We start from the raw sequence: 14,449 nt of genomic DNA on the forward strand, positions 1-14,449 counted from the left end.
GATCCTTTGGCCCTCCGAGAACACCTGCGCCCTCGGAGGGCACCCACGCCGTCGGAGGACGTCAGCCCCGCGGAGGACGTCGGCTCCGCGGAGGACGTCGGCGCAGTGCGGTCGCCGTCCCGGGCACCGAGGGGTCAGGCCCGGTCCCGTCGGCGCGCGAGGACCACGGCGGCAGCGCCCAGCAGCCCGAGGCCGAGGGCTCCTGCCACGGCCTGCGACAGCGAGGTGCCCGTCTCGGCGAGGGCACCGGTCCGCGTCGACCCGGCCTGCTGGCGCACGCCCGCCTGGCCTGTGCCTGCCGGCCCGGTGGCCGTGCCCTCACCTGTCGCCGGTGCGGGTGGGACCGCTGCTCCGTCGCCAGGTCCAGGGACCGGGCTGTCCGGCGGCCCGGGCACCTCAGGCGACGGCTCGCCAGGCACGACAGGCGGCTGTGGTGCAGCGACGACGAGCGTCGCCGTCGCTGTGACCGACGTCCCGTGCGCGTTGGTCACCCGGGCCCGCACGAGCGTCCCGTCCTGCTCGGCGCTGGCGACGGAGAGCTCGAGGATCGAGGTCGCGACACCGTCGGCAGCCGCGACGAGCGCCGGATCACCGTTCTCGGGGCCGCCTCCCGCAGCGACAGGCGCTGCCCCCGCAGGGACCGTCCGCGGCTGCTCGTCGACCGCGGTCCACGTGGCGCCTCCGTCGGTCGACGTCTCCCACTCGGCGACCGGGGACGGGATCCCCGCCGCGGTGGTCGTGAAGGTCGCGGTCGAGCCAGGTGCGACGGTCACGTCGTCGGGCCCGGTCACGACAGTCGGCAGCTCGACCCGCTGGTCGGCGACGGGCCAGCCGTCGACCCAGTCGAGCCGCTGGATGCCGAGCGTGGGGAAGTACGGGATCTCCTCGTTCGAGGCGTCGTAGTAGTGGAAGGCCAGGTAGTCGCCGAAGACCGACTGTCCGCCGGGCCCGACGACTGCGCCGTGCTCTTCGAGCAGGATGGTGCCTCCTCCTCCGTACATGTCCTTGCCCTCGCGGTCCAGGTACGGCCCGGTGACGGACTCGGAACGCCCGACGGCGACCTGGTAGGTCGAGTCGGCTCCCCGGCAGCACGCGCCGAAGGAGACGAAGAGGTAGTAGTAGCCGTCGCGGTGCGTGATGTACGGCGCCTCGACCGGGTTGCCCGGGATGAACCTGTCGGCGATGTTGACGGTCTGCGCCTGCCAGCCGTCGACGGGCTTGCCGCTCGGCCACTCGAGCGGCACGAGGAAGATCCCGTACCAGAACGACCCGATCGCCATGAAGGGGTTACCTGCCTCGTCCTCGACGATCCCCGCGTCGATCGCGTTGAACCTCACGTCTCCCGGGAGCCCGGAGACCGGGGACTCGACCACCAGACCCTGGTCGACCCACTCGTAGCCGGGGTCGGTCGGGTCGAGCGTCACGTTGGTCGCGAGCGCGGTGAGCGAGTCGTCGGTCCCGAAGCGTGACGCCGAGTAGTAGAGGTAGTACGTGCCGTCGTGCTCGTACACCTCGGGAGCCCAGAGGTTGTCGGGCAGCGCCCCGTCGGCGAAGTGCTCGTCGATCCACGCAGGGATCTCGTCCCAGACCGTCCCGGCGTACTCCCAGGTGGTGCCGTCGTCGTGGGAGGTGGCGATCTGGATGGTCCCGCCGTTCTCCCGGCCGACACGTCCTGTCGAGAAGGCGTACCAGGTGCCGTCGTCGTCGACGACCAGGGCCGGGTCGTGGATCGGCGCGGTCTCGCCGACGAGAGTCTTGCCTCCCACGGGGTCGTCCGCAGGCTCGGTGGCGAGGGCGGCCACGGGCTGGGCGGCGGGAGCGGCCGCAGGTCCGGCAGCCCAGCCCGGCGCGGCGAGCGCGACGGGCCCGAGGGCCAGGGCGGCTGCGGTGATCAGGGTGGCGGTCGACCGCCGGAGTCTGTGGTGCACGCGAAGATCCGATCTGTCGTGCGGTCGTCGTCGACCGCCGTGGCCTACATCGTCGTAGTACAACGATGTAGAAACTATCTGCGGCGGCACGGGCCGTCAAGGGGGCGGACAGTGACGAGAGGGGCCGCACCGGGACGACCTGCACGGTCTGCGGCCGGCCGCAGGACCATGGTCACCGGGTGGTCCTGCACCAAAAGCGTAGGTTGAGAGCCATGTCCCAGAGCGAGGGCGCCCGGGCGCCTGCAGACACCCCAGACGCCGGTCTCGAGGACCGGAGGTTCTTCGGCCACCCCATCGGTCTGATGACCCTGTTCGGCACTGAGCTGTGGGAGCGCTTCAGCTACTACGGCATGCGCGCCATCCTGCTGTACTACCTGACGGACACCGTCGCGGACGGCGGCCTCGGGCTCGACTCCGACACAGGGCTCGCCGTCACCTCGATCTACGGGGCGTCCGTCTACCTCCTGTCGGTCGTCGGCGGGTGGCTCGCCGACAGGGGCATCGGCTCACGCCGGGCGACGCTCTACGGAGGCATGGTCATCGCCGCAGGGCACGTGCTGCTCGCCGTGCCCGGAGGTGCGGGTGTCTCCTTCGCGGGGATCGTCTGTGTCGCCATCGGGACCGGGCTGCTCAAGCCCAACGTGTCCAGCATGGTCGGCGAGCTCTACGGGCGTGACGACGAACGCCGCGACTCCGGGTTCTCGATCTTCTACATGGGCATCAACATCGGCTCCTTCACGGCGCCGTTCCTCGTCGGCCTGGCGCGGAGCATCGGCGGGTACCACGCCGGTTTCGCCGTCGCAGCGGTCGGCATGGGCCTCGCGCTCGTCGCCTTCGTGCTCGGTCGTGCGCGGCTGCGGGGCGCCGGGGACCACGTCGCCAACCCGCTCACGGCTGCCGACCGCCCGATGCTCGTGCGTGGCAGCCTCGGCCTGGTCCTCCTGCTCGCGCTCGCAGCCCTCGGTGCCCTCGCGGCGACGAGCCTGTCAGCGGGGGAGCTGTCCTTCGGCACCTCCGGCATCGTCAACATGATCAGCTATCTCGCCTTCGCGGCGCCGATCATCTACTTCGTCGTGATGCTGCGCTCGACCAAGGTCACCGCACCCGAGCGCTCGCGGGTCCGCGCCTACATCCCGCTGTTCGTCGCCGCGATGCTGTTCTGGATGATCTTCGAGCAGGCTGCCTCGTCGATGTCCGCCTATGCCGAGAGCAGGACACGGCTCGACGTCCTCGGGCTGACCATCCAGCCGGAGTTCTTCCAGTCGGTCAACCCCGCCCTCATCATCCTGCTCGCGCCCGTCTTCGCGCTGCTGTGGATGCGGCTGGGACGCCGCGGGCCCAGCACAGCCGTGAAGTTCGGCATCGGGTTGGCCCTCGCGTCGCTGTCCTTCCTCTTCCTGGCGGGGATGACCGCGCTCGCGGGCGACGGCCTGGTCAGCTCGTGGGTGCTCATCGGCACCTATGCGCTCCAGACCCTCGGCGAGCTGTGCCTCTCGCCGGTCGGTCTCGCGGCGACCACGATGCTCGCCCCCGTGGCCTTCAGGTCGCAGTCGATGGCTCTGTGGTTCCTCGCGCCTGCTGCTGGTCAGGCCATCACGGCGCAGATCGTGTCGGCGACCTCGGACCTCACCGAGAACTTCGTGCCGTACTTCGGGATGATCGGCGGTGTCACGCTCGGGCTGACCGTCGTGTTCTTCTTCTTCACGCCGTGGATCACCCGGCACATCGCCGCCGGGGAGAAGGGGCTCAGCGGGCCGGTCGTATCCCGCTGAGGGCTCCGCAGGCCTGTGAACAGAGGCGATTTTACCGATCGGCGCTCGAGCAGGTACTGTTCAGCGCGAGGTAGCGTGTCCGAGCGGCCTAAGGAGCACGCCTCGAAAGCGTGTGTGGGTGAAAGTCCACCGTGAGTTCGAATCTCACCGCTACCGCCACCGTGAGAGCGGCTGCACCCGTCGAGAGATCGACAGGAGCAGCCGCTCTCGCTGTCTCTCCACCCATCGCCCAGGCGAGGCCGGCCCGGCTCAGTCCCTCGCCTCCGCTCGCCTCGCCGCACGGCCTCCCGCGGACCGGACGACCCCGGGTTGACCGAGGCAGTCTGACGCGTCCCGACGGCCCCGTCGCTGCCCGCCGGGGACCTCTCCCCAGGCACTTCTGCCCATCGCGAGCCGCCCCTCGTCGGCGCCTCCCCGGCTACTGTGGAGACACCCCCCAGGAGACGACCGGGTGCACACCCTGCGAGCCAGACCGCAGCCGGGCACCGCAGCCGGCCACGTCTCTCGGTCCTCTGCTCATGGCAGTGCCGGCCCCCGGTGGACCACAGCTTTTCGACGAAGGAGAAACATGCGCATCGCACGCGGAATCGCCGTCCTGTCAGTCGCCTCGATCGGCGTCTTCGGCCTCACGGCCTGCTCAGACGACTCGACCGACACCAAGGACACCTCGTCCGTCATCGGCGGCGGGTCGTCCGACTCCTCCTCCGACGACGCTGCGACCGACGACGCCGCGACCGACGGTGCGGACGAGGCTGACGACTCCGGCTCGGCCTCGGGCGACCTCACCACGGACGACTTCGCAGAGCGCCTCACGGCCGCCACGATCGAGGCAGGCTCGTACAGCCTCGACATGACGACGGAGGCTGCGGGCACCTCGAGCACCATCTCGGCCGACGTCGAGCTCGTCGACAGCACCACGAACATGTCGATGACCATGGACGCCCAGGGCGTCGCCATGGAGATCCGCATCGTCGACGCGATCTTCTACATGAACCTCGGTGACATGAGCGGCGGCAAGTTCGTCAAGATCGACCCGGCCGACGAGAGCAACCCGCTCGCCGGGCAGTTCGACGGCATCGAGAGCCAGCTCGACCCGACCAAGAGCCTCGAGGGCTTCGAAGGTGCGTTCACCAAGGTCGAGAAGGTCGGCGAGCCCGTCGACGTCGACGGTGTCCAGGCGCAGCAGTACACGGTCGTCGTGGACACCACCAAGGTGACCGGTGACCTCAAGGAGCAGGCTGAGGCTGCCGGCGGCACCCTGCCGCCCGAGCTCACCTACGAGTACTGGATCGACGACCAGGACCGCATGGTCCGCACGACGAGCGAGATCGCCGGCGCCACGGTCGACATGACCTTCTCCGGCTGGGGCGAGGACTTCGGCATCACGGCCCCCGCCGAGGACGAGATCTCGACCGAGCCGCTGTTCTGAGACTCACCCCGCACGCGCGCCCTGGTGCGCGAGCGACGCTGACCCGCTCCGTGGGCCGCCGACCTGGTCGGTAGCACCCCGGGCGAGCACGCACCACGACCTCCGCCCCCGCCACCGACCCACCCGGGTCGGTGGCGGGGGCTCTGTCGTCTCCAGCCCAGGGAGGCCGTCGCCTCTGCCAGACCTCGCGTCCGAGACCCGTGTGCCCGCCCTGCCGGTCGTGCCCGCCCGCTCGGCTGGTCGTGCGTCCCGCTCGGCTGGTCGTGCGTCCCGCTCGGCCGGTCGTGCGACCCGACCGACCGGTCGTGCGACCCGCGCACCGTGTGTGAGACTCGGAGCATGCACGACGTCACGTCCGGAACAGACCAGCTCGCCCTCGTCCCGCTCTTCATCGCCGTGGAACCTCGTGACCCGCGCGGCGAGGCCGACCTCCCGCTCGAGGCCATCGAGCACGTGCCCGCCGCGACCGTCGGCGAGGTTGCCGACGTGCTCGGTCAGCTCGGTGTCCCGGCCGACCTCATGGACGGTGCTGTGCTCGGTGCACCCGGGTGGGTCGTCGCGCGCACCGTGGGGTGGAGCGACGGACGCATCGTCCGATGGGCCCCCGACGAGAACCCCGTCGACGGCCCGTACCCCACGTTGTCGAGCGACGACGTCGCCGCCTACCTCGCGCGGGCGCTCGACGTCGCGTGCCGCATCGCGACCGACCTCGAGATCCCGGGTGAGACCCCCGGGGACGATGCCGTCGGCCTGGTGATCGAGGCGCGCGCCGGAGCTGTCGTCGGGCGCATCCGCTCGACCGACGTGCCCCGTCTCGCCTACCTCACGGGAGCCGACCTCTGGTTCGCGCAGGTCGACGGCATCTCCGTGATCGCCGGTGTCGAGCCTGCAGCTGACCTCGAGGCCGTCGTCACGAGCCCCACGAGCACCCCGACCATCGGGCTCGAGCGCAACGGTCCGTGGCGTCGCATGGGGCTGGTCCGTGGCGGGCAGATGGTCACCGCCCACGAGTGGGGTCCACGCTGGTTCCGGGTCGACCCCTCGGGCGGCGCCGACCCGGCCTCGGGCGTGCTGAGCCTCGTCGACGACTACTTCAGTGCTCCCACGGCTGACGCCGACGAGATCGCGCAGCAGTTCGACCTGAGCCCTGCGCAGACCGACAGGCTCACCACCCTGCTCGACGACGCCGACGCGGACGACCCCTTCACGGCGCTCATGCGGCTCCTGGGTCTGCCCGTCGAGGCGGCCGAGGTCGCCGAAGGATGGCTGCCGCCGGCCGACCTGCCGGACGTCCGCCGGATCGAGTCTCAGCCGCTCGTCCGTGCGCTGTGGTCTTCGGTGACGACGGTCCCTACCGAACCTGGGCGTCTCAACGACCTCCAGCGGTTGTGGATCGAGCGGCCGACCGCGTACTGGGTCGTCGCCGGAGCCGAGACCGTCCTCTGCGCTGTGGGCGCCGCGCTCGCGCTGCGGGGCGCCGGGGCGCCGGGACCGCGCGGGCGCCGTGTGCTCGGACGCGCGCTGGTCGCGCTGACCGTCCTCAACCTGGCCGACCTCGCCGTCCCCCGTCGCCTGCGCGGCCTCGGCCGCTGATCGGACCTCGCGCGGCTGCGGCGCAGGGGGCGCGACCTCGGGGTCGGCCGCGGACAGGGTCTGGCACGGCCAGGACGGGCCTCGTCAGCCGCCGTAGGCTGGTCGCATGGACCTCCGCATCTTCACCGAACCGCAGCAGGGCGCGACCTACGACGACATCCTCGCGGTGGCCAAGGCCACCGAGGACCTCGGCTTCGACGCGTTCTTCCGCTCCGACCACTTCCTCACGATGGGCGGCGACGGCCTCCCCGGTCCGACCGACGCGTGGTTGACGCTCGCGGCGCTGGCCCGTGAGACCAGCCGCATCAAGCTCGGCACCCTCGTCACCTCCGCGACCTTCCGGCACCCCGGGCTCCTCGCCGTCCAGGTGGCCCAGGTTGACCAGATGAGCGGCGGGCGCGTGGAGCTCGGTCTCGGCACCGGATGGTTCGCGGAGGAGCACGCCGCCTACGGCGTACCGTTCCCGGCCAAGCGCTTCGGCATGCTCGAAGAGCAGCTCGAGATCATCACCGGCCTGTGGTCCACACCTGTCGGCGAGAAGTACTCCTTCGACGGCACCCACTACACGCTGACCGACTCGCCCGCGCTGCCCAAGCCCGTGCAGAGCCCGGTCCCGGTGATCGTCGGTGGCAACGGTCCCAGGCGCACGCCGGCCCTCGCCGCGCGCTTCGGCACCGAGTTCAACGCGGCCTTCCCCGAGATCGACGACATCCCGCAGATGTTCGCGCGCGTGCGAGCGGCCTGCGAGGAGGCCGGTCGCCCGGCCGACGACCTCACCTACTCCGCCGCCCTGGTCATGTGCGTCGGCGCTGACGAGGCCGAGTTCTCCCGCCGGGCCGCCGCGATCGGCCGCGAGCCCGCCGAGCTCCGCGAGCACGGTGTCGCGGGCACGGTGAGCGAGGTCGTCGACCGCCTCGGGACGCTCGCCGAGCACGGAGCCTCACGCGTCTACCTCCAGGTCCTCGACATGGCCGACCTCGAGCACCTCGACCTCGTCGCCCGCGAGGTCGCGCCGCAGATCGGCTGACGCCTCCAGACCGGGTGACGCCCCAGACCGGCTCGCGCCTGCAGACGGGCCAGCACCGGCAGGGCGGCTGACACCTGCGAGAGGACCGAGACGGCTGCGGGGGTCCCAGGACCCCCGCAGTAGTCTGCTCCGTGGACCGGCACCAGCCGGCGAGTCACGGACGCAGGAGACACACGGTGAGCTTTGGTTGGACGATCCACGGTGACGGCAAGCACATGGGCCCGACGGACGTCGTCGCCCCCGGCGAGCGGCTGGCCTGGCCGCTGACGATCGGCATCGGTCTGCAACACATCGTCGCGATGTTCGGCGCGACCTTCCTGGTCCCGATCCTCACGGGCTTCTCCCCGGCGACCACGCTGTTCTTCTCGGCTGTCGGCACCGTCGTCTTCCTGCTGATCACCGGCAACCGCCTGCCGAGCTATCTCGGGTCGAGCTTCGCCTTCATTGCGCCCATCGGTGCCGCGACAGCCTCGGGCGGCCAGTCTGTCGCCGTCGGCGGCATCCTCGTCGCGGGGCTGACGCTCACCGTCGTCGGCGTGATCGTCCACTTCGCCGGGGCGCGATGGATCAACTCGCTCATGCCGCCTGTCGTCAACGGCACGATCGTCGCGCTCATCGGATTCAACCTGGCACCGGCTGCCAAGGCGAACTTCGAGCAGGCGCCCGTCACGGCCCTCGTGACCCTCGGTGCGATCATCCTCGCCACGGTGCTGTTCCGCGGGATCCTCGGTCGGCTCGCGATCCTGCTCGGTGTCGCGGTCGGCTACGTGACAGCCGTGGTCCGCGGCGAGGTCGACTTCAGCAAGGTCGAGACGGCCTCATGGGTCGGGTTCCCCGAGTTCACCACGCCGACCTTCCAGGTGTCGGTCCTCGGTCTGTTCGTCCCGGTGGTCCTCGTGCTGATCGCCGAGAACATCGGCCACGTGAAGTCAGTCGCCGCCATGACAGGGCAGGACTTCGACCACCTCGCCGGGCGTGCGCTGCTCGCCGACGGCATCGCGACCAGCCTCGCCGGTGTCGGTGGCGGCTCGGGGACGACCACCTACGCGGAGAACATCGGCGTCATGGCCGCGACCCGCGTCTACTCGACCGCCGCGTACTGGGTCGCCGCCGCGGGCGCGCTCCTGCTGAGCCTCTCGCCGAAGTTCGGCGAGGCCATCGCCTCGGTCCCCGCAGGGGTCCTCGGCGGTGCCTCGACCCTGCTCTACGGCATGATCGGCATGCTGGGTGCCCGCATCTGGGTGCAGAACAAGGTCAACTTCTCCGACCCCGTGAACCTCACCACCGCCGCTGTCGCGCTCGTGGTCGGCATCGCGAACTTCAGCTGGACGCCTGGCGACCTCGCCTTCGAGGGCATCGCGATCGGCACCGCGGTCACGCTCGTCGTCTACCACCTCATGCGGGCGCTGGCCCGGTGGCGGGGGACCAGCCAGGAGGCTGCGTCCCCGGCGTCGGCCCCGGCAGGGGTCGAGCTCGAGAAGAGCTGAGGCGGGGCTCAGGAGGAGCCGAGCACGGGCTCGGGACGGACCGAGACAGCTCCGGGCTGGGCACAGGCGCACTGCGCCCGTGCCCAGCCCGGAGCTCTTCCCTCAGTCGATCGGCCGGTCACGCCATCAGGCGTCAGCCCGCAGCCGGTGCCTCTTCGGCAGGTGCGTCCTCGGCGGGCGCGCCCTCCTCGGCCGGCGGGGTGGGCACGACGACAGGCTCAGGGGTGAGGCTGTCGAGGGAGCGGCACCCGTCGACAGACGCCATGGGGGAGTCGGCCGCGAGGCCCACCTCTTCGGCCGGGACGAGCTCGGTGAACGACTCTCCGAGCGCCACGTCGACGCTCGCGTCCTCACGGGCGTCGTAGAACAGGTTGGCGGTGGGGAACTGCGCTGCGAGCGTGTAGGCGGAGGCCAGGCCCTGGGTGCCGAAGGAGATGCGCACGTCGTTGAGCTTCGCCTCTTGCGTCTCGGTCGCACTGATGACAAAGCTGCGGCTGGCGAGCGCGTCGGACACCTGACCGGCGAGGCCGGAGCGGTTCGTCGCGTTGAGCACCTTCACGGTGATCTGCTGGTACGGCACGGGCAGCGTCCCGTCGGGCAGGCAGGGCTGGGCCGCCACCTGGTCCCGGACGACCTCTTCTTCGCTGAAGCCGCGGTCGAAGGGCGCGTCAACGGCTCCCGTGTAGACCGCGGCCGCGGCGAGCCCGGACACGGCCAAGAAGGCGATGAGCAGGCCGAAGACGAGCGCCTGTCGCTCGTGCTTGCGCCGTCGGCGCTGCGTGCGGGCGCGCTGGACGTCATCCGGCGTAGTCATCTGTCAAGCCTCTCTGAGTGCGGGTCAGTCCAGGACGAGGACACGTGCGTGCAGCAGCGCACGTTGCTGGAGGGCGGCTCGCACCGCGCGGTGCAGGCCGTCCTCGAGGTACATGATGCCCTTGTACTGGACGACGTGGGCGAACAGATCGCCGTAGAACGTGGAGTCTTCTGCGAGGAGATTGTCGAGATTTAGCTCGCGCTTGGTGGTGACGAGCTCTTCGAGGCGGACCTGCCGGGGAGGGACCGCAGCCCAGTCCTTGGTGCTCACCAGACCGTGGTCGGGGTAGGGGCGACCGTCGCCCACGCCTTTGAAGATCATGGCGCCACTGTAGTGGGCGAGCGCTCCTCAGCGGCGCGACGCCGTTCCTCGGCGTGGGCGATCAGGGTCTCGCGCAGCTCTTCGCGGGCCTCGAGGACGTGGTCGAGCCTGCGCAGCACCTCGGGGTCGGCGGGGAGGTCGTAGACGGCGCTGACGAACCGCACGAGGTCGGGCCTGTAGTCGTGGGCCCAGGCGCGGTAGGGGCCCGGCGCCTGGGCGTTCTTCATGTCGACGAGCGTCTGGAAGAAGGTCGTGACGGGGCGCCAGCGAGCCCACGGCGGAGTCCCGCGCGGACTGACCGGGACGTCTGACGAGACAGGCGCCGGCCGGGGCGTGCGCGCCTCGGGGCTCAGCCAGTCGGGCCTGGAGAAGGCGACGTCGGGGGCCAGCCGTGTCACGCCGTCGTTGTCGTGGCTGACCAGCACGTACCGCAGCCTGCCGCGCCGCTCCGGCCCGAGCTCCTCCAGCTGCGGGTAGTCGTTGACGACGACCACGGTGTCGGGGTCGACCTCGAGCCTGTCGGGCGTCGTGACCTCGGTCATCCACCGGCTCGTGCGAGGCGTGCCGACCCAGAGCGCCCGCTCGATCCCGAGGGCCGCCGGGCCGATCGTGCCCCAGTCGACGAAGACGTCCTGGCTCGTCAGCGCCCCGAGGCTCTCGCCGAACACGACGACCCGAGGCCTGCGGTGCTCGGGCATCTCGCGCAGCCGCACGACGATGCGCATCCACAGGCGCCGGTTCTGCTCGCGGGCGACGGACACCTTGCCGAGGGAGAGCGGAGACGGACGCTTCGAGTACTGCATGGTGACTGTCGCGACGTCACCGAGCGCGAGGTACTGCACGGCTGCGAGCGCGACGTAGTTGACGTAGCCGGTCCCGGTCGGTGACACCAGCACGAGGAGCGAGCGGTCGAAGGCGCCGAGCCGTTCCATCTCGGCGAGCGCGAGGTCGACCCTGTCCCGCGGGGTCGGTGCGCTGTCGAGCCCGACGTAGACCTGGACCGGCTCGGCGACGGCGGGGCGGCCCATGACGGTCTCGATCGAGAAGTCGGGCGAGTCCGTGGCCGGTCCGACGAGGGCGTCGACGAAGGGGCGCGGCGGTGCGCCGACGGTCTCGGCCTCGGGCGCGTCGACCGTGCTCCCCACGTCGACCGTGCTCCCCGCGGCGGTCGTGCGCCTCGCGGCGGACGGCCGGGTCGGGACCCGGGACAGCACGTGCCGGCGTCCTTCTCGTCCGAGCGTGTCCCACGGGACGAGGCTGTGGCCGGAGCCGCTGACGGTCGAGGTGGTGACCGCCGTCGGGTCGAGCCCGGCGGTCCTGGCCTCGTCGGTGAGCGTGGCGGTCTCGATGCGCTGCATGGCGCGGTCCCACACGGCGACGCCCGCTGTGCTGACCGCGCCCAGGCTCGCACCGCGCGCCACCACCCGCCAGAATCCGGTGGTGCCGGGCAGCACCTGGTGCAGGGCGTCGCCGAGCCTGCGGGTGAGCAGCCCCTCCGCGGCTGCGAAGCCGCTGAGGCCGACGACGACCCCGCCCGCCACGAGGACAGAGACGAGACGGGTGTTCGAGCTGACCGACTCGAGGTCCGGGGTGGGCAGCTGCTGGTGCGACCTGTTGCGCTCGACGACGTAGGCCACGCCTGCACCCAGCGGGACGGAGAGCGGGACGCGCGCGAAGGTGCCGGTCAGCCCGAGGGCACGGTCGAGGTGCACTGCGCCGGCGTGGCCGAGGTCGAGCGACGCTCCGGCCGCTCCGGAGAGCGCGACCCGGCACGCGGCGAACCGTGCCAGTGCGCGGACCGTGCGTTCTCGGGGTGCCGCGGGGACGAGCAGGGCGAGACTGGTCCCGACGGGGACGGCGAGCAGGTCGACGGAGATCTCGAGGACCCGGGTGCGGTGCTGCTCGGGGAGCCAGGGTGCTCCGACGAGGAAGGTCGAGCCGACGAGGCGCTCGGCGAGGCCGGAGAGGGCGTCCTGCGCGGCGACCGCGACGAGATAGTGCGAGGCGACCGACAGGCCTGTCACGAGTCCCTGGTCGACGGCGCTGCGCGGGGCGAGCGAGGGGGCGAAGGTCTCGGAGGTCAGCGCCGACGCGATGAGCAGGCCGGTCTGGGCCGAGCTGGGGCGCGAGCCGCCCCAGATGTCAGGGGATGCCTCGTGTGCGGCCACGTCTCATTGAACCACCGGGTGCTCGTGAGGGGCAGAGGTGGGGCCCACGGGGGCTCGAGGGTCGGGGCGACCGGTGGGGGAGACGACCGGGAACGACGAAGCCCCCTCTCGGATCCCGGGAGGGGGCTTCGTCTGCTGCGGAGGATGGGGGATTCGAACCCCCGAGGGCGTTAACCCAACCGCCTTTCCAAGACGGCGCCATAGGCCACTAGGCGAATCCTCCAGCACGCACCGGCCGAGGCCAGCGTCACGAGAGTACCGGACGATCTGCCGTCGGGCCGAATCGTGAGGCCCCGACGGGGTCGGACGTGGCGGGGGTCACTCCCGACGAGGTCTGTCACGGCCTCGTCACTGCCTCGTGACGGTCTGGCGCGCGGCCGATTTACCTCCCGGCGGGCGGCTGGGTTAACCTGGGGGCTGACCCCTCGTGCGGCGTCATCTCACTGAACTCCCCCAGGGCCGGAAGGCAGCAAGGGCAGGTGAGCTCTGATGGGTGTGCGGGGGGTCTTTTGCATGCTCCGGTGGGTATTTTGCGAGCTTGGCCCGGGTTCATCTCAGCAGGCGACCGCTCCAGCGTTCGCATCGTGAGATTTATGGTCCAGCGATTGGTGCTGCCCGCATCTGCCGCCCCATCATGGAGGCATGTTCACGTCGACCTACGCCACCGTCACCCGGGCCTGCGCACCGCGCCGCCCGATGATGTGCTGTCGTGGCGCCTCGATGTCGTCGATGCCCAGCGGGTGCTGTCGCTGACCTGGCGACCCACCCGGACCGGGGACGACCCCGGTGACCAGCCGTGCGACACGCACGCCCCGCTCTCCCTGTCCACGCCCTCCGCGTGACGACGGCCCGCCCCGCGGTGCCCGACGACAGCGACCACGCACGACCCGGGCCCCGCGCCCGTGACGATGCGCCCCCACACCTCACAGCACACGCTCGCAGCCGTCGGCTGCTCCTCGATGCGCACAGACCTGCGCACCACCCGGAAGGACCACCATGTCTCGCTCCACCCGTACGGCCCGCACCCTCGGCGCCGCCAGCCTCGTCGCAGCACTGACCTTCGGCCTCGCCGCCTGCGGCTCGGACGAGTCCTCGGACGCCGCGAAGGGCGACGAGTCCAACCCTGTGGTCATCGGCGTCGTCAACGCCGCGGCCGACGACCAGTGGTCGGTCTTCGAGGAGCAGGCCGAGGCCGCGGGCATCTCCGTCGAGATCAAGGACCTGGGCAGCTACGACCTCCCCAACGCCGCGCTGACGTCGGAGGAGATCGACCTCAACCAGTTCCAGCACCTGCAGTACCTCGCGGAGTACAACACCAACACCGGTGAGGACCTCACGCCGATCGGTGCGACGGCCGTCTACCCGCTGAGCCTCTACTCCTCCAAGTACTCCTCGGTCGAGGAGATCCCGGCCGGCGCCGAGATCGCGATCCCGAACGACCCGACCAACCTGGCCCGTGCGCTCCTCGTCCTCCAGGACGCCGGCCTGCTCAAGCTCAAGGACGGCGGCTCGTCCGTCTCGACCGAGCTCGACGTCCTCGCCGACGAGTCGACCGTGACCGTCACCCCTGTCGACGCGACGCAGACCGCGGTGAACCTCGACAGCATCGACGGTGCCGTCGTGAACAACGACTTCATCAAGGACGCCGGCCTCGCCGCGGACGACGCGCTCTACCAGGACTCGGCCGAGGCCGAGGGTGCCCGTCCGTACATCAACGTGTGGGTGTCCCGCGCGGCTGACAAGGACGACGAGACCTTCCTCAAGCTCATCGAGATCTCGCACTCGCCCGAGGTCCAGGACGCTCTCCTCGAGGCGTCGGGCGGCAGCGCCGTCATCGCCGACCAGGACGGCGCGACGCTCCAGGGCTACCTCGACGAGATCGAGTCGAACCTCAAGGGCTGACGCCTGAG

The 14,449-nt window shown here is 71.0% G+C and carries 10 protein-coding genes, 2 tRNA genes and 1 other RNA gene; 8 read left to right on the forward strand and 5 right to left on the reverse strand.

Annotated elements, in window-relative coordinates:
- Positions 1–134: 134 nt before the first annotated feature.
- Positions 135–1,928, reverse strand: coding sequence for a family 43 glycosylhydrolase (locus SANBI_RS02145; RefSeq protein ID WP_319158507.1), 1,794 nt, complete (start codon positions 1,926–1,928; stop codon positions 135–137).
- A gap of 212 nt (positions 1,929–2,140) precedes the next feature.
- Between SANBI_RS02145 and SANBI_RS02150 the strand changes: the two genes are divergently transcribed.
- The 6 genes from SANBI_RS02150 to SANBI_RS02175 all read left to right on the forward strand — a co-directional run bounded on the left by SANBI_RS02150 (position 2,141) and on the right by SANBI_RS02175 (position 9,236).
- Positions 2,141–3,700 (forward strand): peptide MFS transporter, encoded by a 1,560-nt coding sequence (locus SANBI_RS02150; protein WP_319158509.1) that lies wholly within the window; start codon positions 2,141–2,143, stop codon positions 3,698–3,700.
- Positions 3,701–3,769: 69 nt separating this feature from the next.
- Positions 3,770–3,859, forward strand: a tRNA-Ser gene (locus SANBI_RS02155).
- 409 nt (positions 3,860–4,268) lie between these two features.
- Entirely contained in the window at positions 4,269–5,129 is an 861-nt protein-coding gene (locus tag SANBI_RS02160; RefSeq protein WP_319158511.1) for an SCO4651 family lipoprotein, read from the forward strand.
- A 339-nt stretch (positions 5,130–5,468) separates the two neighbouring features.
- A complete protein-coding gene (locus SANBI_RS02165) occupies positions 5,469–6,722 on the forward strand; it encodes an SH3 domain-containing protein (protein WP_319158513.1) in 1,254 nt (417 codons plus the stop codon).
- Between the two features lie 106 nt (positions 6,723–6,828).
- Complete coding sequence (locus SANBI_RS02170) at positions 6,829–7,749, forward strand: LLM class F420-dependent oxidoreductase (protein WP_056135735.1); 921 nt, start codon at positions 6,829–6,831, stop codon at positions 7,747–7,749.
- 176 nt (positions 7,750–7,925) lie between these two features.
- Complete coding sequence (locus SANBI_RS02175; RefSeq protein ID WP_056135740.1) at positions 7,926–9,236, forward strand: uracil-xanthine permease family protein; 1,311 nt, start codon at positions 7,926–7,928, stop codon at positions 9,234–9,236.
- Positions 9,237–9,369: 133 nt separating this feature from the next.
- Here the strand turns inward: SANBI_RS02175 and SANBI_RS02180 are convergent, their stop codons facing one another.
- The 4 genes from SANBI_RS02180 to SANBI_RS02195 all read right to left on the reverse strand — a co-directional run bounded on the left by SANBI_RS02180 (position 9,370) and on the right by SANBI_RS02195 (position 12,762).
- The gene (locus tag SANBI_RS02180; RefSeq protein ID WP_056135743.1) at positions 9,370–10,050 is read right to left on the reverse strand and encodes a LytR C-terminal domain-containing protein; all 681 of its coding nucleotides are present in this window, start codon (positions 10,048–10,050) and stop codon (positions 9,370–9,372) included.
- 24 nt (positions 10,051–10,074) lie between these two features.
- The gene (locus tag SANBI_RS02185; protein WP_056135746.1) at positions 10,075–10,371 is read right to left on the reverse strand and encodes a type II toxin-antitoxin system VapB family antitoxin; all 297 of its coding nucleotides are present in this window, start codon (positions 10,369–10,371) and stop codon (positions 10,075–10,077) included.
- Entirely contained in the window at positions 10,368–12,539 is a 2,172-nt protein-coding gene (locus tag SANBI_RS02190) for an alpha/beta-hydrolase family protein (RefSeq protein ID WP_319158517.1), read from the reverse strand. The genes SANBI_RS02185 and SANBI_RS02190 overlap by 4 nt, the downstream gene beginning before the upstream one ends.
- 138 nt (positions 12,540–12,677) lie before the next feature.
- A tRNA-Ser gene (locus SANBI_RS02195) sits at positions 12,678–12,762 on the reverse strand.
- A 193-nt stretch (positions 12,763–12,955) separates the two neighbouring features.
- Here SANBI_RS02195 and ffs point away from each other — a divergent pair.
- Together ffs and SANBI_RS02205 are read left to right on the forward strand one after the other, a co-directional pair.
- An RNA gene (ffs, locus tag SANBI_RS02200) (signal recognition particle sRNA small type) lies at positions 12,956–13,052 on the forward strand.
- 483 nt (positions 13,053–13,535) lie between these two features.
- Complete coding sequence (locus SANBI_RS02205) at positions 13,536–14,441, forward strand: MetQ/NlpA family ABC transporter substrate-binding protein (protein WP_056135753.1); 906 nt, start codon at positions 13,536–13,538, stop codon at positions 14,439–14,441.
- Positions 14,442–14,449 lie beyond the last annotated feature (8 nt).

This window comes from Sanguibacter biliveldensis, assembly GCF_033798665.1.
GTDB classification, from domain to species: domain Bacteria; phylum Actinomycetota; class Actinomycetes; order Actinomycetales; family Cellulomonadaceae; genus Sanguibacter; species Sanguibacter inulinus.